General features: G+C 61.1%; 20 protein-coding genes. 5 read left to right on the top strand and 15 right to left on the bottom strand.

Annotation, left to right across the window (positions count from 1 at the left end; all coding sequences use genetic code 11):
* Window positions 1-199 precede the first annotated feature (199 nt).
* The 5 genes from C0V97_RS00700 to C0V97_RS00680 form a co-directional block, all read right to left on the bottom strand.
* Window positions 200-1,036, bottom strand: coding sequence for a 2-keto-4-pentenoate hydratase (locus C0V97_RS00700; protein WP_158625313.1), 837 nt, complete (start codon window positions 1,034-1,036; stop codon window positions 200-202).
* Between the two features lie 153 nt (window positions 1,037-1,189).
* On the bottom strand, window positions 1,190-2,002 hold the full coding sequence (locus C0V97_RS00695; RefSeq protein WP_127099722.1) for a hypothetical protein: 813 nt from the start codon (window positions 2,000-2,002) through the stop codon (window positions 1,190-1,192).
* 130 nt (window positions 2,003-2,132) lie between these two features.
* On the bottom strand, window positions 2,133-2,612 hold the full coding sequence (locus C0V97_RS00690) for a YaiI/YqxD family protein (RefSeq protein ID WP_127099720.1): 480 nt from the start codon (window positions 2,610-2,612) through the stop codon (window positions 2,133-2,135).
* 139 nt (window positions 2,613-2,751) lie between these two features.
* The gene (locus C0V97_RS00685) at window positions 2,752-4,314 is read right to left on the bottom strand and encodes a Do family serine endopeptidase (RefSeq protein WP_233581856.1); all 1,563 of its coding nucleotides are present in this window, start codon (window positions 4,312-4,314) and stop codon (window positions 2,752-2,754) included.
* A gap of 107 nt (window positions 4,315-4,421) precedes the next feature.
* A complete protein-coding gene (locus C0V97_RS00680) occupies window positions 4,422-4,868 on the bottom strand; it encodes a nucleoside deaminase (protein ID WP_127099718.1) in 447 nt (148 codons plus the stop codon).
* Window positions 4,869-4,994: 126 nt separating this feature from the next.
* Between C0V97_RS00680 and C0V97_RS00675 the strand changes: the two genes are divergently transcribed.
* From C0V97_RS00675 to C0V97_RS00655, 5 genes are all read left to right on the top strand, one after another.
* Complete coding sequence (locus tag C0V97_RS00675; protein ID WP_127099716.1) at window positions 4,995-5,735, top strand: gamma-glutamyl-gamma-aminobutyrate hydrolase family protein; 741 nt, start codon at window positions 4,995-4,997, stop codon at window positions 5,733-5,735.
* A complete protein-coding gene (locus C0V97_RS00670; protein ID WP_127099714.1) occupies window positions 5,732-6,532 on the top strand; it encodes a pseudouridine synthase in 801 nt (266 codons plus the stop codon). The genes C0V97_RS00675 and C0V97_RS00670 overlap by 4 nt, the downstream gene beginning before the upstream one ends.
* Window positions 6,532-7,086, top strand: a complete 555-nt coding sequence (gene rsmD / locus C0V97_RS00665; protein WP_127099712.1) for a 16S rRNA (guanine(966)-N(2))-methyltransferase RsmD — start codon at window positions 6,532-6,534, stop codon at window positions 7,084-7,086. Before C0V97_RS00670 ends, rsmD begins: the two co-directional genes overlap by 1 nt.
* 385 nt (window positions 7,087-7,471) lie before the next feature.
* Window positions 7,472-10,135 (top strand): DNA translocase FtsK 4TM domain-containing protein, encoded by a 2,664-nt coding sequence (locus tag C0V97_RS00660; RefSeq protein WP_370264766.1) that lies wholly within the window; start codon window positions 7,472-7,474, stop codon window positions 10,133-10,135.
* Between the two features lie 16 nt (window positions 10,136-10,151).
* A complete protein-coding gene (locus tag C0V97_RS00655; protein ID WP_127099708.1) occupies window positions 10,152-10,811 on the top strand; it encodes an RluA family pseudouridine synthase in 660 nt (219 codons plus the stop codon).
* Here C0V97_RS00655 and C0V97_RS00650 read toward each other — a convergent pair.
* The 10 genes from C0V97_RS00650 to C0V97_RS00605 all read right to left on the bottom strand — a co-directional run bounded on the left by C0V97_RS00650 (window position 10,784) and on the right by C0V97_RS00605 (window position 25,007).
* Complete coding sequence (locus C0V97_RS00650) at window positions 10,784-11,803, bottom strand: glycosyltransferase (protein WP_233581854.1); 1,020 nt, start codon at window positions 11,801-11,803, stop codon at window positions 10,784-10,786. The two genes, C0V97_RS00655 and C0V97_RS00650, sit on opposite strands and share 28 nt — an antisense overlap.
* A gap of 2 nt (window positions 11,804-11,805) precedes the next feature.
* On the bottom strand, window positions 11,806-12,708 hold the full coding sequence (rfbD, locus tag C0V97_RS00645; protein ID WP_127099706.1) for a dTDP-4-dehydrorhamnose reductase: 903 nt from the start codon (window positions 12,706-12,708) through the stop codon (window positions 11,806-11,808).
* Window positions 12,705-13,265 (bottom strand): dTDP-4-dehydrorhamnose 3,5-epimerase, encoded by a 561-nt coding sequence (rfbC, locus tag C0V97_RS00640; RefSeq protein WP_127099704.1) that lies wholly within the window; start codon window positions 13,263-13,265, stop codon window positions 12,705-12,707. The genes rfbD and rfbC overlap by 4 nt, the downstream gene beginning before the upstream one ends.
* Window positions 13,266-13,276: 11 nt before the next feature.
* Entirely contained in the window at window positions 13,277-14,188 is a 912-nt protein-coding gene (gene rfbA, locus C0V97_RS00635; protein ID WP_127099702.1) for a glucose-1-phosphate thymidylyltransferase RfbA, read from the bottom strand.
* A complete protein-coding gene (gene rfbB / locus C0V97_RS00630; protein ID WP_127099700.1) occupies window positions 14,185-15,240 on the bottom strand; it encodes a dTDP-glucose 4,6-dehydratase in 1,056 nt (351 codons plus the stop codon). The genes rfbA and rfbB overlap by 4 nt, the downstream gene beginning before the upstream one ends.
* Before the next feature lie 531 nt (window positions 15,241-15,771).
* Window positions 15,772-17,049 carry an MATE family efflux transporter gene (locus tag C0V97_RS00625; RefSeq protein ID WP_127099771.1) on the bottom strand — a complete coding sequence of 426 codons (1,278 nt, stop codon included), beginning with the start codon at window positions 17,047-17,049 and terminating at the stop codon, window positions 15,772-15,774.
* 351 nt (window positions 17,050-17,400) lie between these two features.
* The gene (locus C0V97_RS00620; RefSeq protein WP_127099698.1) at window positions 17,401-19,188 is read right to left on the bottom strand and encodes a DUF885 family protein; all 1,788 of its coding nucleotides are present in this window, start codon (window positions 19,186-19,188) and stop codon (window positions 17,401-17,403) included.
* Window positions 19,189-19,238: 50 nt separating this feature from the next.
* The gene (locus C0V97_RS00615; RefSeq protein WP_127099696.1) at window positions 19,239-20,738 is read right to left on the bottom strand and encodes an efflux transporter outer membrane subunit; all 1,500 of its coding nucleotides are present in this window, start codon (window positions 20,736-20,738) and stop codon (window positions 19,239-19,241) included.
* Window positions 20,735-23,827, bottom strand: a complete 3,093-nt coding sequence (locus tag C0V97_RS00610; protein ID WP_127099694.1) for an efflux RND transporter permease subunit — start codon at window positions 23,825-23,827, stop codon at window positions 20,735-20,737. Before C0V97_RS00610 ends, C0V97_RS00615 begins: the two co-directional genes overlap by 4 nt.
* Window positions 23,828-23,861: 34 nt before the next feature.
* The gene (locus C0V97_RS00605) at window positions 23,862-25,007 is read right to left on the bottom strand and encodes an efflux RND transporter periplasmic adaptor subunit (RefSeq protein WP_127099692.1); all 1,146 of its coding nucleotides are present in this window, start codon (window positions 25,005-25,007) and stop codon (window positions 23,862-23,864) included.
* Between the last annotated feature and the right edge of the window lie 40 nt (window positions 25,008-25,047).

The raw sequence follows: 25,047 nt of genomic DNA, 5'->3' as shown, positions 1-25,047 counted from the left end.
CTCCCAAGAACATCATCGCAGCGCTGATGCGGCATGACGGCCGACAGGGCGCCTGCGATAACGCCCGGCCCACATGCGACCAGAACGCCCAAGCAGGCGCTCCCGTTTGCCTGTAGGACGCCAGGAAAGGCGGAACAGCCTTGGGTCTACCGCCTGCCTTGGCGCTAAGGACAGGCGCGCAGGGTCAACCGCCGCTCGATCATTCTCCCTGACTGCGGAACGGCTTGCCAATCCGGGCCTCGACGGGAAAAAGCCCCTCGAACGACACACAGATGTCGGAGGGGTCTTCCAGAAACAGCGTGCCCATGGTGGAGCCGGTGGTTACCACGTCGCCAGCGCGGAGAGGGCGCCCTCGTTCGATCGCGTGATTGGCCAGCCAGGTGAGCAGACGCAGCGGATCACCGGCCTTGTTGCCCCCCAGTTGGTCGTAGCGCTTGTCGCCATTCACCAGCATGGTCATGGGCAGGGTGGTCGGGGTGAAATCACGCCACGTCGTGACACCACGCCCGACGATCAGCGCACCATGGCTGCCCTGATCAGCCAGGTGCGACAGGTTATGCTGGGTATCGGGCGCGACAAAGCGGGTATCGAGCAGTTCGATGGCGGCATGAATGGCCCCGATTGCCTCGGCAACCTCTTCCGTCGTCCAGGGGGTACTGCGGGCCGGGAGGTCCTTTGCAAAGGAATAGGCAATCTCCGCCTCGGCACCATGAAAACGGCAGAAGGAGGGAGATAGATCATGGCCGCTTTCGAAGACCGTCGCCTTGTGCAGGGGTGCGCAGGACGGGGTGGCCGTGGGCGTGGCCGCACCCACTTTCCATCCCACGATCTCGCCCTTGCCCGTTTCGCTCAATACACGCGCCACGACATCCTGCACTGCATAGGCGGCCTTGGGATTGATCGGGACGATGGTCTCGGGAACTGTATGCAGCGGCTTGTTGGTCCGTCGCGCCTCGAGCAACATCGAGGCCAGGAGGGTATCGGGGGCGGTCTCGGTTGCCGTTTGGAGTGGGGTCTGGGAGAGAGAAGCGTTCATGGTGTCGGTCATTTCCGGATGAATGAGCGTCAGCAAAAAATCTCGATCGGATTGCTCTGTTCCGTAGTCCAACGGACAGAAGCAGAATCGCTCTGATCAGTCAGAAAAAACATGACACGTCTGTAAGAATTTGGCCATCTTTCGTTTCGGCTGTCAGTATGAGCCGAAAAGATTGCCCGTCTTCGATCCTGCGCGTTGGTCGAGTTCCAGCGCCTCGAAGAACCGCAGATCGAAGCTGCGCAACACGATATGGTTTGCAGACCCAATCAGGCATGCCGCGAAAAGGTTCCCCCACATCAGGTATGAGCCAGGCGCAGCAAAAGCAGCAATTTTCTGCGCGAAAACAACGATCAGGGTGAAGGGGATAGTCAGAACGCCGCTCCAGAAGATGTAGCTCCAGACATGCCCTTTCATCGCCTCATAACTTCGACGAATTCGAAAGCCGGCATTTCCGCTCTCCCAGGCGAGGTAGCTCATGGCGAAGCACCGTACGGTCAACCAGATCCAGAAAACGCCCAGAACGCACAGGAGGCTCGTTCCAGCTGCTTTCGTAGGAAACGCTGTGCTTTCACTCAGGTAATCGCTGACCCTCGAAGCTGCCAGAAGGGTCAGCCCGGCAGGAAAAGCCTGTATGATGGCATTGACACCTAGGGACTGCATTGCACCGCGATCCAGCCGCCAGAGAGCAACACCTCGCAGGGAGGTAAGCCATGCACGGGTAACGGTCAGCGCCAGAGACCACGTTGCAATCATGTCGAGGCTGCTCAGGACGAGCAGAGCTGGATTGCGCAGAGCGCCGTTGATTTGCGTCGTGACAGGAGAATTTATCTGTCTGGCCCCTCCAATCAGACACTCGACAGCCATCAGAACGCCAATCAGGATCACGACATCCGCTCGCTTGAGAAAGCTGAGGTCGAAGCTCTTCTGCATCAACTGACCTGCCTGCCAGAACGATAGTTTCCTCACTCTTCCATCTCCTGCTTCCTGTTGTCCCGGCCATGCGGGGATGGATATCACGCCCTCAAAACATCAAGGGGAAGCCAGGAAGGAGGCCCTTCTTCGCAAAGCGTCGATGCCTTCTCGGCCTGCCCGATACCTATGCGGGTGGCAGGGTCATCGGGCGCAGACGGGGTTTGCGGGCCTTGTTCACCAGTGTGTCGAGCGCAGAAAGGAAGCGCGAGCGATCGGCTTTGCCGAATGAGGCACCACCCGGCGTCATCATTCCTGCCGAACGCAGATCGGTCATGAGATTACGCATGGCCAGTGCCATACCGATAGCATCGCCGTCGAGGATGCGGCCCTTGGGCTCGATCACATGCACGCCTTTCTCGACACAGCGGGCCGCCAGCGGGATGTCAGCAGTGATCACGATGTCGTTCTCGACCGAATGTTCAGCGATCCAGTCATCGGCCACATCCGGCCCAGCATCGACCACGACGCGTTCGATCAGCGGCGAATCCGGCAGGGCGATCATGCGATTGGCCACCACGAAACTGCGCAGTCCATAGCGTCCGGCCACGCGATAGACCTCGTCCTTGACCGGACAGGCATCGGAATCAATGAAGATACGGGTCATGACTCCACTGTGCCGCAGCGGGAGCTGTGCCGCAAATTCCGCGCGCCGTCCGATCCGTGGATCGCCACAAAACGCAAAAAGGGCGGGGTCAAAAAACCCCGCCCTTGCATCAGACCGTTCTCTTGCCTGGGAGGCCCTCTCAGTTACCGTCGTCGCTGCCATCATCATCCGTATCGCTGCCGGCAGGAGCGATCGCGATGAAGATCTGCTGGCCGTCGCGCAGCACGCGCAACAGGACCGGCTGCTTGTTCTTCATGACACCGCGTACGGCTGTCAGCACCGCGCGAGGATTATCGACTGCCGTATTGCCCACGGCCTGGATGATGTCACCCGGGCGCACACCCGCCTGCTCTGCTGGCGACCCAGGCACGATCTGGCTGATCACGGCGCCCTTGACGGTGTCATCCACCCCAAGCTGCTGACGCATGTCACGTGAGAGCGGAGCGAGTGAGATTCCGATCTTGCCGCTGCCGGATTGCGCGCTGTCATCGCTCGACGTGGCATCTGCCCCCTCGCCATCCTTGGGCATGTTGCCGATCTTGGCGGTGATGGTCTGGCTCTTGCCATCGCGCAGGATGGTGAGCGTCGCATCCGTACCTGGCTTCATCGACACCGTATGGACCACGAGATCATGCACGCTCTTGATCTTGGACCCGTTGAGCGCCGTCACCACATCGCCACTCTTCAGCCCGGCCTTGTCCGCCGGACCGCCCTTGGTGACCTGAGCCACCAGCGCCCCCTCGGGCGGTGCGCCTGGCTCGCTTGGCTTCAGACCCAGCGCCTGTGCCAGCGTGGGCGAGATGCGCTGCATCAGCACGCCCAGATAGCCGCGTGTCACATGCCCTGAGGTACGAAGCTGGTCCACCACGCTCTTGACCGTGTTCGACGGGATAGCAAAGCCAATGCCGATCGACCCGCCCGAGGGCGAGATGATGGCGGCATTCATGCCAATGACCTTGCCGTTCTGGCTGAAGAGCGGACCGCCGGAATTGCCGTGATTGATGGGCGCATCGATCTGGAGGAAATCGTCATACGGCCCTGCATTCAGGTCACGCCCGCGCGCAGAGACGATACCTGCCGTGACCGTACCGCCCAGACCGAACGGGTTACCCACAGCCACCACCCACTCACCGGGCTGCACATTGTCTGAATCGCCCAGCTCGATGAAGGGCAGCTTGCCGTTGGGCTTGATCTTGAGCAGCGCCACATCGGTCTTGGGGTCACGCCCCACGATCTTGGCGGGCAGGGTCGTACCATCATCCAGCGTGACCGATACCTTGGTCGCGCCATTCACCACATGGTTGTTGGTGACGATATAACCATCATTGGAGATGATGAAGCCCGAACCGCGCGCCTCGACCGTACGATGCGGCTGTTGCTGCTGCGGCATCATCTGGAACGGGAAGGGGAACGGGAAAGGCATGCCCTGCGGCATCTGCTGGCCGCCACCACCACCGCCCTCTTCCTGCTCGGCCACATCGGCGCGGATATGCGAGGTGATGGAAACGACCGCAGGCTTCACCTGCTTCACCAGATTAACGAAATTCGGCAGGGTCTGAAGCTGCGTCTGGGGGGTGATCGGTCCCTCGGCCCAGGCGGGAGCGGTCACGCCAGCACCCAGCGATAGCGCGGTGGCCGCAACAAGCGCCAGAGAACGGATTTTCCGTGAAGGCTTCATACGAACATGCATGGCGTCAGTCATGATCTTTCCAGCGTTGGCACCATCAGGGTGCGGTGTGGTGAAAGGAACTTATGAAGCGGGGTTCGGTTCGTCCAGAATAGCCATGCGTAAAAACGTGGTAATCCGTTTCAGGAAGCGCCCGACTCCCGCAATGTTATGAAAAACTTCTTCAGCAATGCGGCATTTTCCTGCTCGCAGACGCCGCTGATCACTTCCGGCCGATGCAGGCAGGCGGGCTGCTCAAAAATCCGTGGTCCGTGGTCCACCCCGCCGCCCTTGGGGTCATAAGCCCCGTATATCACCCGACCAAGCCGGAAATGCACCATGGCCGCTGCGCACATCGGGCAGGGTTCCAACGTCACGACAAGCGTGCAGCGCAAAAGCGAGCGCGACCCCAACGCTTGCGCCGCCGCGCGCATAGCCAGAATCTCCGCATGGGCACTAGGATCATGCCGTGCTTCGACCTCATTAGCCGCACGGGCCAGAACCTGTCCCTCCGGGCCGAGTACCAGCGCGCCCACCGGCACCTCGCCCCGGCCTGCAGCCTCGCGCGCAGCGTTCAGGGCATCAGCCATAATCCCAACTCTGGCTTCGTGGCTGAAAAAGCGGGGCATGGGAAACGCCATTCTTCCTGTTGCGTGGTTCGGTGCGGCATGGATCGGGCCTTCTGTTTGCCCCAAAACCCTGTTTACATCCACCTTATGACACGCGCGCCTCTCATTGGCCTGACCCTCGATATCGAACCAGGTGGGCCAAAAGCCTTCTCCCGCTTCCCCTATCACGCCCTGCGACAGAACTATTTCAGCGCCATCACGGCCGCTGGCGGGTTACCCGTCGGGCTGCCTCATGAACCTGTCATCGCCGCTGCCCTTATGGCACGCCTCGACGGTCTGGTCGTCACGGGGGGCGCGTTCGATCCCGATCCTGCGCTCTATGGAGAGAGGCCGCACCCCATGACCACGCTCAAGCCCGGGCGCACTGATGCTGAGCTGGCCTATTTGCATGTCGCCCGTGCCGCACGTCTGCCGATCCTGGGCATTTGCGGGGGCATGCAGCTCATGGCCATCGCCTGGGGTGGGGCGCTTCATCAGCACCTACCCGATCATGCGCCCGGTCCTATCGCCCATGAGCAACCCAATCCCCGCGACGAGCCGGGCCATGCAGTCGGCATTCTGCCGGGCACGCTTCTGTCCCGGGTGACCGGACAGGCGAGCATGAAGGTGAATTCCTCCCATCACCAGGGCGTACGCGACCCTGGGGCACTCCAGGTGAGTGCTCTGGCCCCTGACGGCGTGATCGAGGCGATAGAGACACAGGACGGAATTTTTGCCTTGGGGGTGCAGTGGCACCCGGAATTCGCTATCGATCCGGGCGATGCGCGTCTATTGGCTGGATTCATCGACGCGGCCCGACACGCGACACCACAGGACAGACGAGCATGACCGAAGAACAACGCGGCGAACGCATCGCCAAATGGATGGCCCGCGCGGGCGTTGGTAGCCGACGCGATATCGAGCGCATGATCGAGGCCGGACGCATCCGCATGAACGGCGCTTCGGTCGAGCACCCCGCTACCTTCGTGCAGGATGGCGATATCATCCAGCTCGACGGCAAGGTGGTCGGGAGCAAGGAACACACCCGCGTCTGGCGCTATCACAAGCCTGACGGGCTGATGACCACCCATCGTGACCCACAGGGCCGCCCCACCGTCTTCGACTCCCTGCCCGAAGGCATGCCGCGCGTCGTCAGCGTCGGGCGTCTGGACATCAATTCCGAAGGGCTTCTCCTTCTCACCAATGACGGCGAGCTCGCCCGTCGTCTGGAGCTTCCCTCCAATGCCTGGATCCGGCGCTACCGCGTCCGCGTGTTCGGCGTGGTGGATGAACGCCGCCTTGCCGCCCTTGCCCATGGCTCGGAATTCGACGGCGTGCGCTATGGGCCCATCGAAGCCGGTCTGGACTCACAGAAAGGCGACAATGCCTGGCTGACGGTCAGCCTGCAGGAAGGCAAGAACCGGGAAATCCGTCGCGTCATGATGGGGCTCAACCTGCATGTCAGCCGTCTGATCCGCGTTTCCTACGGTCCCTTCCAGCTCGGCACGCTTCAAAAGCGCGAAATCGAGGAAGTTCAGGGCAAGATCCTGCGCGAGCAGATTCCTGGCCTTGCTGCCGCCCCGCGCCGCGTCAAACGCGTGGTGAAGGACGCCGCCCCCGCCATCACGGAAGCCGAAGACGAATAATGCGTATCGTCGGTGGTGAACGCAAAGGCGTTGCCCTGCAGGCCCCGCGTGGCGACACCACGCGTCCGACTTCGGATCGCGCACGTCAGGCCGTGTTCGACATGCTGGCCCACGCCCCTTGGGCCGGTATGGATTTCATGCGCAGCGCCCATGTGCTCGATGCCTTTGCCGGCACGGGCGCGCTCGGGCTCGAAGCCCTCTCGCGCGGTGCGGCTTCCGTCACCTTCATGGAGCAGGATCGCAGCGCTCGCGCCGTGATCTCGGCCAATATCCGCGCCTGCCGCTTCGACTCCCATGATCTCGCTGTTCTGACCTGCGACGTCACCCGTGCCCCGCGCGCTGACAGGCCGTGCTCGCTGGTGTTTCTCGATCCCCCCTATGGCAAGGACCTGATCCCGGCCACCCTCAAGGCGCTGACCCGCACGGGCTGGATCGCCCCCGGTGCCGTGATCGTGGCAGAGACCGCCGTCAAGGATGAACTCGCCGTCGATCTCCCTCTGCTCACCGAGCGCCGCTTCGGCGTGGCCCAGATCCGGATCTGGCGCGCCTCCTGAGATCAGGGCTCTATCCCGGAAGTGGAGAGTTAAACCTTTTTGATCACCTCTGAAGCTTACACAGGTTTGCGGGGGAGGGCCGTTCTTTGACGGGGTGTACCCTCCGGAGGTGAGTCCCCGTACCTTTGGAGGGGACAAGCTTCGTCGATCCCCGGTTCGGCTCAAACAGATGTCCGGAGGAAGACCGCCCTTTGGTGGCGTATGGGGCAGAGTCCCATGACCAGACGCATAAGCGCCCCACAACGGCAGATTTCAGCCTTTTTTGCTCTCGTCTATGGGCGGCGTTCCGCTATAGTTCTGCCATACGACAGAGTTATATCCAGACGATGCTCGATGCCCCATGCGCGGGGTAAGATGTATTGCGCAAAGACAGGAAGACGCGAATTTGGCTTCGTTCAGCCGCTTCTTTTCATCAGGCACCGCTTCCCCCCGGATACGCAGCCAGTTTCATGACCGGCTGACGGAGCTGGGCGGGTTCATTCTGCTCGCCCTCGCCCTTGCGCTGGGTGTGGCCTTGTGGAGCTACAACCCGCAGGACCCGTCTTTTGACACGGCCACGACATCGGTCCCGACCAATCTGCTGGGTCAGCCGGGTGCCACATTGGCCGATGCACTGGTGCAGTGGCTGGGGCTCGCGAGTGCTTTGCCGATCATCGTCATGCTGTGCTGGGCCTGGCAGATCGTACGCCACCATGCGCTCAGCGTGCCGATCCTGCGTTTTATCGCCTTCTTCTGCCTGCTTCCTGTTGCTGCAGCGCTGATTGCCACGATACAGGTGCTGATTCCGGCCCTGACGACAACTTGGCCTTCCCGCGCCGGGTTGGGGGGGCAGCTCGGTCTGGTTCTGGCCGATCATCTGGTATCGACCGGCCGGGCCACGATGGGCAAGGCGGGAGGCGTTGTCTTCTCGTTGCTCGGGCTTTTGCTGACGCTCCTGCTCATTCCGCTTGCATTGGGCCTGCGCCGCAGCGAGTGGCTGGCCCTGTTCCGGGGCGCGCGTTCCGTAGGGCGCGGGTCGGAACATCTGGCGCGGCGCGTGGGCAACCGCGCACGGCAGAGCACCCCACCGGACTGGAGCAGCTACGAACCTGTCGAAGCAAAGGCCTATCGACACGAGCACCCCTATCCCTCGCCGAGACGCGAAAGCGAGGCTGCGCGAGCACCTTTCATTCCGGCCAATACGGGCTGGCTACAGCCGCCCGAGCGTCCGCAGGAAACGGTGCCAGCCCTTCACGCACCACAAACGAGCCCGCAACCAGCCCCAGCGGCCGAGCCCAAGCCATCCAATCCCTATGGTGTCCAGCTCGCCCAGATTGCGCGGGACCAGGAAAGCGCCATGCGTCCTGCTGCCGTGACGCACTATGCGGAGCATGAAGAGGCACCGGCTTTTCCGGAAGAAGCGCCGCCCATCCCCCGTCAGGAAGAAGAACCGAAACGCGGATTTTTCGGTTTCGGGCGTGCGCGCGCCGAGCGACCGAGCCCACCGCAGCCCGATCCCGCTGCCCGCCAGGGCTGGGAGAGTGCAGGGTGGCAGCCCCCCTCACTCGGTCTGCTGCGCAAGGCGCCCGCTCATGGGGGAAATGGCCCGTCGAACGAGGTCCTGCAGGCCAATGCCCGTCTCCTGGAACAGGTGCTCTCCGACTACGGGGTCCAGGGTCAGATCGGCGATATTCATGCGGGGCCAGTGGTCACGCTCTATGAGCTGGAACCTGCCCCGGGCATTCGTTCTGCCCGGGTGATCGGTCTGGCGGATGATATTGCGCGTTCGCTCTCGGTGCTGAGCGTGCGTATCGCGACTGTGCCGGGACGCAATGTCATTGGCATTGAAGTGCCGAATGCGTCGCGTGAAACCGTGTATTTCTCGGAACTGCTCGATACGCCGGAGTTCCATGAGCCGGGGGCGCAGCTGCGTCTGGCACTCGGCAAGGACATCGCAGGCAATCCGGTCTATGCCGATCTGGCCAAGATGCCGCATCTGCTGATCGCGGGGACCACGGGCTCGGGTAAATCCGTGGGCGTGAACGCCATGATCCTGTCGCTGCTCTATCGGCTGACGCCGGAAGAATGCCGCCTGATCATGATCGATCCCAAGATTCTCGAACTCTCGATCTATGACGGGATTCCGCATCTGTTGACGCCGGTCGTAACCGAGCCGAACAAGGCGGTGGCGGCGCTCAAATGGACCGTGCGCGAGATGGACAAGCGCTATCGCTCCATGGCGCATCTGCAGGTGCGCAACATTACGGGTTACAACCAGCGCGTGCGTCAGGTGCGCTCGACAGGGGAGCTGGTGACGCGTCGCGTGCAGACCGGCTTCGACCCAGAGACCGGTCAACCTGTTTTCGACGAGCAGCAGCTCGCCCTCGAGACCATGCCGCATATCGTGGTAGTGATCGACGAAATGGCTGATCTGATGATGGTGGCAGGCAAGGAGATCGAGGCCGCCGTCCAGCGTCTGGCACAGAAGGCCCGTGCCGCCGGTATCCACGTGATCATGGCCACCCAGCGCCCCTCGGTGGATGTGATCACCGGCACCATCAAGGCCAATTTCCCGACGCGCATTTCCTTCCAGGTGATCAGCAAGTTCGACAGCCGCACCATTCTCGGCGAGCAGGGAGCCGAGCAGCTTCTGGGCCAGGGCGACATGCTCTACATGCAGGGCGCAGCCCGTATCACCCGTGTGCATGGACCCTTCGTGGCCGATAGCGAGGTCGAGGATGTGGTCGCCGATCTGCGCAGCAAGGGCGAGCCAGTCTATAATGACGAGGTGATCTCGAGCCTCGATGACGAAGGCGGCAGTTCCTCATCGAGCGGGAACGGCATGAATGGCGGGAATTATGACGCCGAATCCAGCCTGTTCGATCAGGCCGTCGATCTGGTGACACGTGAGGGCAAGGCCTCCACCTCCTTCATCCAGCGCCACCTCTCGATTGGCTATAACCGGGCGGCCAAGATCATCGAGCAGATGGAGAAGGAAGGCGTGGTGAGCGCCGCGAACCATGTGGGCAAGCGCGAAGTCCTCACACGACGTCCACGCGACGAGGATTGACCCCTCCCCTCCCCCGATGAACACGTCCTTTCCCTATCCCATCCTCTATGAAAGCCCCCGGCTAGTCGTGATCGACAAGCCGGCAGGGCTGCCCGTGCATCCCGGCCCGAAAGCGCAGCATTCGGTTGAGGCCCTGTTTCCTCTGCTGTCACGGCGCAAGGATGGCCCATGGCTCGTGCATCGTCTCGATACGGACACATCGGGTTGTCTGATGATCGCCCTGCGCAAGCAGGCGCTCGTGGAGGCCCAGGCGCTTTTTGCCTCGGGGCAGGTCAGGAAGACCTATTGGGCTGTAGTCACCAACGCGCCCGATCATGCCGAAGGGATTATTGAGGCACCACTGCGCAAGGTGACCTCGAAAGAGGGCTGGCACATGGAAGCCCATCCCGATGGACAGGACGCGCGCACAAAATGGCGCGTATTGTCCCGTCAGGGGAACAAGGCCTTGCTCGAACTCGACTTGCTGACGGGGCGTACCCATCAGGCGCGTGTGCATTGTCAGGTTCTGGGGTGCCCTATCCTGGGCGATGCCCGATATGGCGGGGGGGCTGGCAGGCTTCATCTCATGAGCCGAGCGCTCGAAGCCACTCTGAGCGGCGAGACGGTGCGAGCCCAGGCGGAGCCCCCGACCTTCATGAAGGAGAGTTGTCAGTCTTTCGAACTGGCCTGGCCGTAAAATAGGAACCAGAGCCGGAACAGCCAGGTCTCGGCGGGGCGCTGTCTCACGAAGTCGCGCTCGGCAAACAGAAAACGCAGCCGCGCGCCAAACCCGCCCCTCGATGCCTTTCTCAGCCTGAGCAGGAACCCGGTCGACTGCGCCGTAAGGCATTCTTCAACATCGGATGTAAGCAGACGCGTCACGAGGGCATCATGCAGCGCCATGAAGGCCGCAGGACCTCGGCGCAGGGCCCGCATCCCGCGCACGAACAGGGAGCGTTCGACACCGACAGCGTTTCGCCGGTGCTGTCGATAGAGGCTAACGCAGCGCTCATCGAAATGGAAAGTGCCACCAGCACCGAGGATCAGCGTATAGGCCCACCAGTCATGTAACACCCCCTCAGGGGGCATGAACGGACGAATAAGCGCCGCTGCCTCGCTGTTGAGCAGGATTGTATGACCGGTTGCCAGGTTCTGAATCAGGCTTGAGGCAAAATTCGGCTGGCGACGGAGCGCCAGGGAGGGGCCCTGAACAGCGAGGGATTCATCAGTGAGATATTGCCGAGCGCAATAAAGGGCGGGTCCCGCGACTGCATCGAGCGCTTCACGAGCCCAGGCCAGCTTCGTTGGAACCCAGACATCATCCTGATCCGCATAGGCAATCAGCGCGTCGCGTGGTGCGGCGTCCAGCAGCAGAGCATAGGAGAGGGCGACACCGAGATTGGACGGCTCGACATCGACTTCGATACAGCGTCCCTGACCGCGATGCTCCTGAAACGAGAGCATGATGGCGCGCGATGCATCCTGCGAACCGTCATCACGCCAGTACAGGCACCAGTCATCGTCTGATTGTGCCAGGAAGCTGTCGAGCTGCTGATTGAGAAACGCCTCGCCGTTATAGACAGAAAGCAGAATCGCAACGGGCGGCCTCGAGGCCGCCCGCTCCGTATCACGCCCACCCACCGCATAAAGGCGCGGCGGAGCAGCAAAATCTCGCTCCGAACGACTCACGCTCAGGCCGGCTTGCTCGCAAAATGCTCATCGACTGCGCGGGCCACACCATCGCGCCATTCAGGCAGGCGAATGCCGAACACGCGCTCAAGCTTGCTGCAGTCCAGACGCGAATCCTGAGGACGCTTGGCCGGAGTCGGCCAGTCCTCGGTGCGGATTGCCGCAACCTCGACCGGCATGGTCTGGCCATGACGCGTTGCTTCCTCAAGAGCCGCAACAGCCAGACCGTGCCAGCTCGTATCGCCTGTACCGCAAGCATGATAGATCCCGGCAAACCGGTCCTGCCACCCCGCCTTGATCTGATCGACAATACCGAGAATGGCCTTTGCCAGATCATCGGCATTGGTGGGGCAGCCATACTGGTCGCCGACCACCTTCAGATGGGTATTCTTGGCGCCCGCATTGACCATGGTGCGCACGAAGTTCTTGCAATGCCCGGAATAGACCCAGGCCGTACGCAGGACCACGCTACGCGGCTGCGCCTTGAGAACGGCCTGCTCACCCGCTGCCTTGGTGCGGCCGTAAACCGTTTGAGGCGTCACCGGGTCGGTCTCGACATAGGCCGTGCCCTTGTCGCCCGCATAGACGTAATCGGTCGAAACGTGGATGAGTGGGATTCCCTGAGCGGCACAGAGGCGCGCCAGTTCGGCCGGACCGGTCTCATTGGCAGCCGTGGCCCCTCCGACCTCGCTCTCCGCTAGATCCACTGCGGTCCAGGCTGCCGCGTTCACCACCAGAGAAGGCGTGTAGCGCGCCAGTGTGGCCGCCATGGTCTCAGGCGCAGCGAGGTCGAATTCAGGACGACCGACCACGACCACGCGCGACCCGCCGAGGGTCTTCAGCGAGCTGGCCAGCTGGCCCTGACCGCCCGTGACAAGGATCAGATTATCGGATGCCGTGCTCATGAGTACTGGAACCAGCCCTTGGCTTCCGGGAAATGCGGTGCGATCTGGTCCTTGTCGGAGAGAACGACCTCATCCGCGCTGATCGGCCAGTCGATGGCCAGATGCGGGCAATTCCAGATTACGGCGCGCTCGGACGCCTTGTCATAAAGCGAGGTGCATTTGTACTGAACCTCGGTATTTTCCTGCAGGGTCACAAAGCCATGCAGAAAGCCGGGTGGCACCCAGAGCTGCGACCAGTTTTCTTCCGAAAGCTCGGCTGCGACCCATTTGCCGTAGGTGGGCGACCCGGTGCGGGCATCAATCGCCACATCCCAGATCGCACCCTTCGTGCAGCGCACGAGCTTGCCCTGCACATAGGGGGCCACCTGACAATGCAGGCCGCGCAGTACGCCCTTCTGAACGGAAAGGCTCTGGTTGTCCTGAACGAAGGTCAGGTCAATGCCAGCCTCGACCATCTTCTGATGGTTGTAGGTTTCAGAGAAGAACCCACGTGAATCGCTGAAGCGCTGCGGCGTGACGAGAATGACGTCAGGAATAGCGAGACGTTCGACTTTCATGGCGTGGCTCCTCAGTTGCGGCCGGAGTGGGATTGTTGGGCCAGCTCGAGCAACATGCGGCCGAGTTCCGTCTTGGCCTTGGCCTTGCCCTGCGTGATGAGCTGATCGCGATCGATGAAGCCCATGCGATAGGCCACTTCGGTCGGTGACCCTACCAGCATGCCCTGACGGGACTGGATGGTCTGCACGAACAACCCGGCCTGCATCAGGCTGTCAGGCATGCCTGCATCGAGCCAGGCGCAGCCTCGCCCCAGACGATCGACCTGCAGTGTCCCCTCTTCCAGATACATCTGGTTGAGGTCCGTGATCTCCAGTTCGCCACGCGGGCTAGGCTTTACGCGCTTGGCGAATTCAACCACGCGATGGTCATAGAAATACAGACCGGTCACTGCCCAGTTGGACTCGGGCTCGCTCGGCTTTTCAACAATACGCTGGGCCCGACCACTCTCATCGAAGCTGACCACACCATAACGCTCGGGGTCGCGCACCTGATAGGCGAAGACGGTGGCCCCTTCCGGACGGGCGGCTGCGGCACGCAGCAACACGCTCAGATGATCGGCAAAAATCAGATTATCGCCCAGCGCCAGAGCGCAGGGCGATCCATCGATCCAGTCTTCCGCAATCAGGAAGGCCTGAGCCAGACCGTCCGGCGAGGGCTGTTCGCGATACTCGAAGCGCACACCGAACTGCGAACCATCGCCAAGCAGGCGCTTGAACTGCGGCAGATCATGGGGCGTGGAGATGATCATGATATCCTGAATGCCAGCCAGCATAAGCGTGGTCAGCGGATAATAGATCATCGGCTTGTCATAGACGGGCAGAAGCTGCTTCGACGTTGCCAGGGTCATGGGGTGCAGGCGCGTGCCCGACCCACCGGCTAGAAGAATGCCCTTCATCGGCCTGGATGCGGCAACGGCGTTCATGCTTTTGTTCCCAGTCTCTGTCCGGTGTAACGGCGGGCGCGGATGCCTTCCCACCAACCGCGATTATCGAGATACCACTGGACCGTACGGCGGATACCTGTCTCGAAATCGTGCTTCGCCTTCCAGTCCAGTGCCTGCTCGGCATGGCTGGGGTCGATCTCGTAGCGGAAATCATGGCCGGGGCGGTCGGTCACGAAACGGATCAAACGCTCGCGCGGACCGGCCGGATCGGGCGACAGCTCGTCCAGAACCGTGCAGATCGCCTTGACCACCTCCAGATTGGTGCGCGGCTGGCGCGCGCCAATGGCATAGGTCTCACCAGGCTCGCCATTCTCGACAGCCTTGACCAGCGCCTCGGCATGATCTTCGACGAACAGCCAGTCGCGGATGTTTTCGCCCTTGCCGTAGACCGGCAGCTCCTTGCCCTCTAGCGCGTTGATTGTCACCAGGGGAATCAGCTTCTCGGGGAAGTGCCAGACGCCATAATTATTGGTGGTGTTGGTCACGAAAGTGGGCAGGCCATAGGTATGATACCAGGCGCGCACCAGATGATCGGAGGCCGCCTTCGACGCCGAATACGGGCTGCGCGGATCATAGGGGGTGGTCTCGGTGAACGGTGGGTCGTCGAGCTCCAGATGGCCGAAGACCTCATCTGTCGAAATGTGATGGAAGCGGAAAGCCTTCTGGGATTCGGCGTCCAGCGTCTGCCAGTAGCGACGTGCGGCTTCAAGCAGCGCATAGGTGCCGGTCACGTTGGTCTCGACGAATACGCCGGGACCGTCAATCGAACGATCGACATGGCTTTCCGCAGCCAGATGCATCACGGCATCGGGGCGATACTCCTCGAACAGCTTCGAGAGCTCGACGCCGTTGACGATATTGACGGCAGCATGGCGATAGCGCGGATCGGCCGCAACCTCACCGACCGTCTCTTCCGAAGCGGCATAGGTCATGCAGTCCACATTCAGGACCTCATGGGAGGTCTGACGGATCAGATGCCTGACCACGGCAGATCCGATGAAACCGCAGCCACCTGTCAATAAAATTCGCATCGCAACTCTCAGTCACAGCATTGCACAAAGGCAGCAGTCCGGCCTTCAGCCCTGCGCCAACGATCCCTGATTACAGTCTCACAGGGTGGGAAGGAAAGACGAGATGTATAACAAAATACGCTTGGATTTCGTTTTATTGCATAGTTATCATGGCACCATCGCGCAAGTTCTGGCTCGTCTCGTTACGATAGAGGAAATATCTCATCTCTGCCCTACAGAAAAGTGAATTCCCTCAAGAAATTTCGCTCAACCGATAATATTTGGAGGATCAAAGAGAAAAAATAGAAATCTGTATGGGAATATTTACTTGGCTGCGGAATTATCTCGTCATCACTTTGATTATTTCTTAAGTAATGGCCATAATTTCATTCACTCTCATCCATTTTAGCCATTATTCCTCTGGGTCTTCGATTTCCCGGCTACTTCCCCACTCCTCAAATCTCATATCTTCCCTCACATGGCGGGTGAGCCAGAACCAGGCAGGCATAGGGGGGGCTGGATGTAAATTGCCCGTGAGCCGTCCTTCAGAACTCAGATCCGTCTGATCACCCTGAAGGCCGTAAGCGCCGCAAAGCTGCCGAAAATCACTACGCCCAGTGATTGTCCCACCAGGATACCGATCGGCCCGTAATGCGAGCCGACCCAGACAAAGGGAATCGTCCCAAGAGTGGCGCGCCCCCAATTGAAACCGGTCGAATAGAGCGGGTGCCCCAGATTATTGAAGGCCGTATTCGAGACGAAAAGCAGTCCGACGAAGAAATAGCTGGCTACCAGCCAGCAGCAGAAAAGCGTGACGATATGGATCGCGACCCCCTTGGACGCGAAGAGATGCAGGATCGGCACGTGAAACAGGGCCAGGATCGCCCAGGTGAGCACGACACATAAGGCCGTCAGCTTCAACGAGGCATGGAGCGTCTCACGCACCCGATCCTTTTTCCCGGCTCCAAGGTTTTGCGACATGATCGGTCCGACGGAACCTGTCAGCGCAAACACGAAGGCGAAGGCGACCGGCACGATCCGATCGATCGTCGCCTGTCCGGAGATGGCTTCCAGCCCAAAACGCGACATGAAATGCGTGGTGAACAACCCGCCCACAGGCGTCGCCAGATTGGTCGCGATCGCCGGGAGCGCCACCGCTCCGATCTGACGCGTGGCCGGGGCAATCGCCCAAAGCCGCGGCCATTCCAGCATGCGATGATCGCGCAGACTGACGAAGCCGAACAACACCACCGCTCCACGGGACAGGATGGTGCTAATCGCAGCCCCTGTCAGTCCCATGTGAAAGCCAAAGATCAGAATCGGATCGAGAATGGCCGAAACGAAGGCCCCCACCAGCGTGACCTGCATCGAACGCCGCGCATCGCCCACGCAACGCAAAAGTGCCGATTGCGCCATGCCATAACAGACCATAGGCAAGGCGGGGGACACCAGATGCAGGAAGCCCGAAGCCTGTTCCAGCGCTTCCCCCCTTGCGCCCAGCAAGGCCAGGAAAAACGACGCAAACAAGGCGGTCAGACAACCCAGGATCGCCGTGACGGCCACCATCACCACCATGAACGCCGAGGCAAAGCGTCGTGCCCTGATGATACGACGGGCTCCGATCATGCGCCCGATGACCGCTCCCAGTCCGATGGTCATCCCGATCGACACGGCCACTTGCACGTAACCCAATGCCGCAGCGAAACCGATCGCCGCCGTCAGGGCCGGATCATGAAGATGCGAGATATACCAGAAATTCAGCAGATCGACCGCAAACACGGCCATCAATCCGATCGCCCCCGTGCCCGCCATGACCACGACATGACGCATGATGCTGCCATGCACGAAGCGCGCCGGACGCGTGGCCTTCAGATCGACAGCAGGTTCAGAATCCTGCACCGTCGATGCATCAGGGGATATCTTGCCGGGGGAAGGAGCAGTCAGGGACATATCCTTCCGATCCTGCCCGTTTCCTGCCACTCTGGAAACGACAGAAATCCCGAAACCTGCCTTTTTTTACAGAGGACCGCTTCTGCCGTTGCGCGGATCGGGGTCGGGCATGCAGGGCAAAGCCCCGCACCCAGATAGGAAAAGGTCCCCTCGATTCCCGCCTCTCAACGGGCAGGCTTCGAGAAAATGATCGGCCATTGGTGGGGTGTGGGGCCGGGCCCCCACCCGCCCTTACTTGTGGTTTTTCACTTCCCTGATCCAGCTATCCACCCGATCGGCAAGCAGGTTGAGCGGCAGGGCTCCTCCGGAGAGAACGACGTCATGGAATTTACGGATGTCGAATTTCGGGCCCAGTTCCGTTCTGGCCTTTTCACGCAGGCGCAGAATGGTCTGCTGACCCAGCATGTAGCCCAGGGCCTGTCCGGGCCAGGCGATGTAGCGGTCGGTTTCGGCCTGCATATCGGGTTCGCTGGTGGGCGGATGGGCGTGGAAGAATTCCAGCATCTGGGCACGCGTCCAGTGCAGGTCATGCACACCCGTATCAAGCACCAGACGATCGGCGCGCAGGAGTTCACCGTTCAGGCGCCCGTAGTCGCTGTAGAGGTCCTTGTAGAAGCCCAACTCCTTGCCGAGACCTTCGGCGTAGAGCGCCCAGCCTTCGATATAGGCGTTATAGAAACCCTGCTGACGGAAAGGCGGCAGCGGCAGGGACTGGGCGGTAGAAATCTGGAAATGATGGCCGGGAACACCCTCATGATAGGCCGTGTCCTCGATGGTGTAGAGGTCACGCTTGGCGTAGTCGCCAGTATTCACGAATACAATGCCAGGACGTGAACCATCGGGCGTACCCTGATGATATTCGGCGCCAGCAGCCTCGGCCTCACGATACCGCTCGACCGGACGCACCTCCAGCTTGGTGGTCGGGATCTTGTCGAAATCGCGGGTGAGAGCAGGCTCCATCTGCGCGATATACTTGCGATACAGTTCGATGATCTGCTCGCGCGAGGTCGCATAGAGCTTGGAATCCTTGGCCACCGAAGCGCGCAAGGCAGAAAGGTCGGCGAAACCGAGCTTATGGGCAATCTCACCCATTTCGCCCTCGATCTTGGCGACCTGATCCAGCCCGAGCTGATGGATTTCCTTGGGAGACATGGTGGTGGTGGTCAGAGTGCGGATATCGTAGCGATAAAGCACATCGCCACCAGGCAGAGCCCAGACGCCGTCCTGAGCACGGCCATGTGCCGTGTAACCCTTCTTCATGAAGGCCGCGAGGCGCTGATAGGCCGGGCGAACGTCGTGGTCGATCGCATTCAGAATCGCCTTGCGCAGGCGGGTCTGATCGGCGACAGGCACGGCGGCCGGGAATTTCGTGACAGGTTCGCCAAACGGACTCTTCTCACCGGCGGGTGCGGCAATCTGCTCGACCTGCTGCTCTGCTTTCTCGAGCAGGAATCGCGGCGGCATCAGCCCATCCTTCTCGCCTAGGCGTGCCAGGGCGATCACCTGATCGATGGCCTTGGGAATGGCACGCAGGCGTGCGAGGTAATCCTCATACTGCCTGGTCGTGTCGAAGGGGATACTCGAGACAAACCCCGGATACTGAAGCTGGGCACCGTTCATCTGGTCGATCGGCATCTCATAGGTCTTGAGATGGATCCCCTCGAGCGTGTCCTGGATCTGTTGGATAATCATCGCGCGGCTGATCTGCCGCTGTTCATCGAGCGAGGCGGGCGAAATCGCCTCGAACTTCTTGAGAAAGCCGGTCAGAACAGGGACGGAGCCCTGGATATGGGCGAGAGACAGATCGCTCCACCGATCATTGTACCGGTAATCGCCAATCGATGTGGCGAGTTCAGGCGCGTTCTGCAACTGATACTGCCATTCCTCGTCGAGGAGACGATCGAACGCGGCCGCCGCCTTGTTGTCCGACGGTGCAGCAGGGGCCGCGAGCGCCGTCGTCGAAGCAAGGAGGCAGCCAAGTCCCATCAGGGCGAGGCGAGAGGAGCGGGGGAATCTCATGCGGGTCGGATCTCCTGATTCGCGCCAGGCGCAGGACGATCCGAACCGGGTCAGAACGCCGCGCGCCAGTCTGTCGAGGGAACCTTCATAGCGGTATCGTTACGATGCCACCACCCGCCGCCCAGGGCCTGACACAGTGCCACGCTATCGGTATACCGTGTGGCCTTGGCCTGAATCAGAGTGAGCCGGGCCTCGAGCTCGATCTGCACGGCGGCCTGAAGCAGGACAGGGCTGATATCGCCATAGGACATCTGGCTCTGCGAAATGCGCAGACTGCGCACAGCCGCATCCTCATTGGCTGCGCTGATCGTCAGGGCATCGGAATCATCCTGCAGGGCGTGGAGCGTGTCGGCCACATTCTGCATCGAGGTCAGCACGGTATTCTTGTATTGCTCCGTCGCCGCCAGAAGATTGGCGCGCGCCTGACGCTCCAGATGCATGAGCTCGAAGCCCTGGAAGATCGGCTGGGTCACCATCGCACCGATCGACCAGTTACCGTAGCCAGGGGTGAAGAACTGGCTCATGGCATTGATAGCCTGACCCGGCGTGGCAGAGAGCTGCACGTTTGGCAGGCGGTTGGCAATGGCGACACCGACCTGTGCGCTGGCGCTGTGCATTTGCGATTCCGCTGCGCGTATGTCCGGACGCTGGGCCAGAAGCGCACTGGGCAGGCTGACCGGCAGGGTGGCAGGCAGGCGATAGGCCTCAAGCGGGATCTCGGGCAGGACCTCATTGGGCGTGGTACCAACCAGAGATGCGATCTGGTCGTGCGCCTGCTCGGCCTGCAGATGCAGAGGCGGCAAAGTGGCCTGGGCCTGCGTCAGGGCGGCCTTCTGCGCCAGAAGCTGCGCCTCGGAAATATCCCCGAGCCTGAACTGCTTCTCCATGATGCCGAGCAGTTTTTGCTGCGTCGCAATGATGTCGTTCGCGGCCTCGATCTGGGCGTTGAGGCTCGACTGCGTGATCAACGACACGATCAGCGTATTGATCAGCGTGTTGGTCGTCGCGATCAGCTGGAAACGCTGCATCTCGGCCTGAGCAGCCTGAGATTCCACCTGACGGCGCAGTCCACCCCAGAGATCGGGCTGATAGGAGATATTCAGCTGCAATGTATGCAGATTGTAGAGATAGGCATTATTGCCTGGCACGGGCGAGAGGGCCTGCGAGGTCTTGTTACGCGTTGGATTGAACGAGGCCGAGATACTGGGCAGCAGGGGCGCACCAGCCACCTTGGTCTGCTCATACGCGGCCTTGAGCGTGGCCTGGGCCGATTTGAGCGACGGATTGTTCTGAAGCGCTCGTGTTACGAGGGCATCAAGTTGCGGCACGCCCAAGGCCTGCCACCAGGCGCCTGACAGGTCAGCCCCGGCGGTCAGGGTCTGGGCTGCGCCTGCGGCGCCGCTACCGGCGGTACCATGAATGGCGGCAGGCAGGGCCGTGCTCTGATAGCTGCCCGTCTTGAGCATGTCAGGACGATGGAAATCCGGACCGATGGCGCAGCCCGACAGGGCGAGGCCAGCCGCGCAGGTCAAAAGCGCGAGACGGTTCATGACAGACCTCCCGAACGGCGCGCCCTGCGGCGCTCGATATAATGCTCCATCTCGAAGAAGAAGACGGGCAGGACGAACAGGGTCAGCAGGGTTGCAATGCCAAGGCCACCCACCACGACCGTCGCCAGACCGCGCTGCACGTCGGTGCCGACACCCGTAGCGAGGGCAGCGGGCAACATGCCGGCGCTGGCCACGGTCGCGGTCATGAGAACGGGACGGAAACGTTCGGCCGCACCCGCCAGTACGGAGTCATGAATGCTGAGCCCGGCGCGATGATGACGATTGATCGCCGCAATCATGATGATGCCATTCTGTACCGCCACGCCAAACAGCGCGATGAAGCCGACGGCTGTGGCAATATTGAGGGTTTCACCACGCAGGTGAAGCGCGATCAGGCCGCCCAAAGTCGCGAGCGGGACGACGCTGAGCACCAGAACGGCATGACGGAAGGTCCCGAACTCCATGAACAGGAGCAACAGCATGATGGCGAACATGACCAGAAGCGCGACACCCAGACGCGCCTGGGCACGCTGCTCCTGCTCGAAGCTGCCCGCCCATTGCAGGCGATATTTGCGTGGATCGAAATGCACCTGCGAGGCGATGCGCTTCTGGGCATCCTCAAGATACTGAGACAAGGGGCGCTGCCCGTTATCGACCCGTATGGTGATCTGGCGTTCACCCATTTCATGCGCGATGTTGCTCTCACCCATATGAAGGCCCACATCGGCCACTTCAGCCAGGGGAATGGGCGCACCATCAGTGGAGCGCAGCGGCAGGGAACGTATAGAGGCGAGATCGGTGAGGTCGTTGTTCCCGACATGCAGCGTCGCGTTATAGACGCGGTCTTCCACATAAACCTGGGTGATCGCGCCATCGCCGATCGCGTTCTGCACGACGGTGCTGATATCGGACACGTTGATGCCATAGCGCGCCGCCTGCTCGCGACGAGGCGTGATCATGAGCTGCGGGATCTGCGGCTCCTGAAAGATCGAGGCGTCGGTCGTGCCGGGTACGTCATGCAGGATGCTCACGATCTGTCGGCCGATACGGCGCAATTCGTGGAAATCATTGCCATAGACACGAAGCACCAGAGGCGAATGCGCACCCCCTACCAGATCGTTCATGCCATCCTGGATCGGCTGGCTGATACCGAAACTGATACCCGGAATCTGGGAGAGACGGTCGCGCAAACGTGCGATGAACTGCGCCTTGGTTTCACCGCTCGCCCATTGGTCATAGGGCTTAAGCCCGACGGGCATCTCGATATGCGAGAAGGTCCAGGGATCGGTCCCGTCATCGTTACGGCCGAGCTGGGTAATGGCATAGGATGTTTCCGGGAATTCGCGCACCGCCGAGCGTACCTCGCTGGCGATACGGCTGCCCTCATCCAATGAGATACCCGTGGGCAACTGAACCTGAAGCCAGAGCGCCCCTTCATCCAGATCAGGCAGGAACTCGCGCCCGACGGTAGCCCCCAGAATGACGACAGAAAGCAGGGCCGCTCCCCCACCGATATAGGTGACCAGAGGGCGGGCGAGCATGTGATTGAGCCCGCGCTCATAGGCATGATGCAGCTTTTCAAGCGGGCGGTTATGCCAGATACGCCGAGGCTTGTACAAAGCCAGATAGCTCAGTGTCGGAATAAGGCAGAGCGCACAGGCCAGCGCCCCCATGAGAGCGAAGCTGACGGTATAGGCCATGGGCCGGAACAGCTTCCCTTCGCTCCCTTCGAAGGCGAAGAGCGGCGAATAGGCCACGATGATGATAAGAGTCGAAGAGAAGATCGAGCGCCCCGCGATACGCGCGACACTCAGCACCTCGGTACTGGTCAGCGTGGCCTTGGGCGATTCCTCGCGCAGGCGCAGGATCGCCTCGGTAATGACGATAGCCCCGTCCACGATCACGCCGAAATCGATGGCGCCCAGCGAGAACAGATTGGCCGCCATGCCGAAGAAATGCATGAGCACGAAAACGGTCGAGAGCGCGAGCGGAATGGTGACGGCAGTGACCACCGCACTGCGCGGGCTCCCGAGGAACAGGGTGAGAATGATCAGCACGAGGCCGATACCCTCGACCATGGTTTCGCCAACCTTGTGGGTGGTAGCCTTCACCAGATTATCGCGGTCGATATAGGGCACCAGCCGCACATCGAGCGGCTTCAGGCGCTCCTGCAACTGGTCGACCACGTTATGCACGTTATCCAGAACCAGAGAGGGATTGGCACCGGACAACATGGTCACGATCCCCTCGATGGTATCGGGGTTGTTGTCCTTGCCCAGAATACCCTCACGGATCTGATGGCCGAACTGGACCTGCCCCAGATCACTCAGCAGAACCGGCGTACCGTTATGCTGCGCCACCACGATGCGCTTCATGTCGTCCAGCGTATGGATCATGCCCACGCCGCGCACGATATAGGATTGCTCGCCACGCGTGATGCGCCCGCCCGCGGCATTGGCGTTGTTGTTCTTGATGGCGTTGACCACGTCATCGGTGCTCAGCCCGTAGCGCAGCAGCGCGTCGGGCCTAAGCACGAGCTGGTACTCACGTGTCAGCCCACCGAAATTATTGACGTTGACGATTCCCGGTACGCGCTGAAGCGTGGGGATGACAATCCAGCGCTGCACATCCGAAAGCTGCATCAGATCCATCGAATCCGATTCCAGCGTGTAGCGGAAAATCTCGCCTGCCGGGCCGGTGATGGGGCCGAGCTGCGGGGTCACGCCATCGGGCATGCTGGCCGTGCCGAGCAGTTCCAGCACGAGCTGTCGTGCCGTGAACACATCGACGCCATCATGAAAAATCAGCGTGATAAGCGACAGGCCGAACGTACTACTCGAGCGGCTCTCGGTCACACCAGGCACGGCAGAGAGCGCGCGCTCGAGCGGCACCGTAATCTGCTGTTCCATCTCTTCGGCAGCCAGGCCGGAAACCTGGGTCGTGACCTGAACGTTGACCGCGCCCAGATCGGGATAGGCCTCGACAGGCAGCACGCGCCAGGCATAGCCCCCGGCAAGCGCCAGAAACACGGCGCATATGAAAACGATATGACGGCGCGCAAAGCACCATGAAATCAGGGTCGCAATCACGGATCAGGAGACTCTCATCTGCGGCGCTGACGGCTCAGTCATTATCATTGAGAAGGATGGCGCCACGGGTGACGATGGTATCGCCCCCCTGCAGACCGGTCAGAACGCGCACGTTCTCGCCCTCGTCATAGCTCACCGTCACGGCTCGGCGACGGAAATGCATTCTGCCGCCGTCCTGCACAAAAACGGTCAGACGATCATTATTCATCAGCAGGGCCGTTTTTGGCACGATGATCATCTCAGGCTGCTTCACTGCAATCTCGACATCGGCAAACATGTTGGGACGCAGCATCCCGTCGGGATTATCGCATAGGAAATGCGCGATCATGCGACGCGTGTCGCTATGCAGGGCCGGGTCAATCGACATGATGGGCGCATCGCAATGCCGTCCCGGCAGGGCCGCAATATGCGCGACAGCCTGCTGTCCCAGAGAAACGATCCCGGCAGACTCCTCAGGGATCTCGGCGTCGATCTGGAGCTGCGAGATATCGAGCAATACGGCCTGCACAGCTGTGGCATCGGTGATATTCACCCCTGGTGCAAGGCTCGTACTGGCAATCAGCCCATCGACGGGCGCGACAAGCCTTACCAGCCCCTCGCCATCCTGATCGGTGCGGCTGTTCAGAGATTGGAGACGACGCTCCGCACGCTGACGTTCGGCACGGGCCTGGGAAAGGTCATTGCTGGCAGAGTCCAGATCCTTGCGGGCATTGCCCCCGATAGCCAGCACGTCCTGCGCGCGTTTGACCACGCGCTCCTGATAGGTCTCCTGAGCACGCGCCTTGAGCAAATCGGCATAGGCCTGATCCAGATCCCCAGAAGCCAGCACGGCCAGGACATCGCCCTTGTGCACCATCTGCCCAGGCTGGAGATCGGTTCTGATCACGTGACCGGTCACAGGGGTCAGGATGTTGATGCTGCGCCGGGGCTCGGCCTGCACCATGCCCGGAACGCGCAGCCCGTGATCGAGCACGCTCGTTTTCACGGGGGCGACATGGAGCCGCTTCATGAGCGGTGAATCATCGGCGACGATGACCAGACCGTTTTCACGCGTCAGTTGCGGATGGGGGCCGTCCGAGCGGGGACCTCCATGCTCATGAATGATCGTGATGACGATCCCGAGAAGGATGATGGCGATAAGCGCTGCCAGACCGAGGCGGCGAAGGAGAGGTGCCTGCATTGTCAGGCAAGGCCGTCTAGGGAGCGCATTAAAACCTCGG

The sequence above is a fragment of the Asaia sp. W19 genome (genome assembly GCF_003994335.1).
GTDB lineage: Bacteria > Pseudomonadota > Alphaproteobacteria > Acetobacterales > Acetobacteraceae > Asaia.
This window is presented reverse-complemented; position numbering and strand designations above follow the sequence as displayed.

Coding starts and splice junctions, on each gene's coding strand:
- C0V97_RS00625 (WP_127099771.1), bottom strand. CDS start 17,049: ATGCGTCATGTCGTGGTCATGGCGGGCACGGGGGCGATCGGATTGATG.
- rfbB (WP_127099700.1), bottom strand. CDS start 15,240: ATGCGAATTTTATTGACAGGTGGCTGCGGTTTCATCGGATCTGCCGTG.
- C0V97_RS00700 (WP_158625313.1), bottom strand. CDS start 1,036: ATGAACGCTTCTCTCTCCCAGACCCCACTCCAAACGGCAACCGAGACC.
- rfbD (WP_127099706.1), bottom strand. CDS start 12,708: ATGAGCACGGCATCCGATAATCTGATCCTTGTCACGGGCGGTCAGGGC.
- C0V97_RS00605 (WP_127099692.1), bottom strand. CDS start 25,007: ATGCAGGCACCTCTCCTTCGCCGCCTCGGTCTGGCAGCGCTTATCGCC.
- C0V97_RS00680 (WP_127099718.1), bottom strand. CDS start 4,868: ATGGCTGATGCCCTGAACGCTGCGCGCGAGGCTGCAGGCCGGGGCGAG.
- C0V97_RS00675 (WP_127099716.1), top strand. CDS start 4,995: ATGACACGCGCGCCTCTCATTGGCCTGACCCTCGATATCGAACCAGGT.
- C0V97_RS00615 (WP_127099696.1), bottom strand. CDS start 20,738: ATGAACCGTCTCGCGCTTTTGACCTGCGCGGCTGGCCTCGCCCTGTCG.
- C0V97_RS00685 (WP_233581856.1), bottom strand. CDS start 4,314: ATGACTGACGCCATGCATGTTCGTATGAAGCCTTCACGGAAAATCCGT.
- rsmD (WP_127099712.1), top strand. CDS start 6,532: ATGCGTATCGTCGGTGGTGAACGCAAAGGCGTTGCCCTGCAGGCCCCG.
- rfbC (WP_127099704.1), bottom strand. CDS start 13,265: ATGAAAGTCGAACGTCTCGCTATTCCTGACGTCATTCTCGTCACGCCG.
- C0V97_RS00690 (WP_127099720.1), bottom strand. CDS start 2,612: ATGACCCGTATCTTCATTGATTCCGATGCCTGTCCGGTCAAGGACGAG.
- C0V97_RS00655 (WP_127099708.1), top strand. CDS start 10,152: ATGAACACGTCCTTTCCCTATCCCATCCTCTATGAAAGCCCCCGGCTA.
- rfbA (WP_127099702.1), bottom strand. CDS start 14,188: ATGAACGCCGTTGCCGCATCCAGGCCGATGAAGGGCATTCTTCTAGCC.
- C0V97_RS00670 (WP_127099714.1), top strand. CDS start 5,732: ATGACCGAAGAACAACGCGGCGAACGCATCGCCAAATGGATGGCCCGC.
- C0V97_RS00620 (WP_127099698.1), bottom strand. CDS start 19,188: ATGAGATTCCCCCGCTCCTCTCGCCTCGCCCTGATGGGACTTGGCTGC.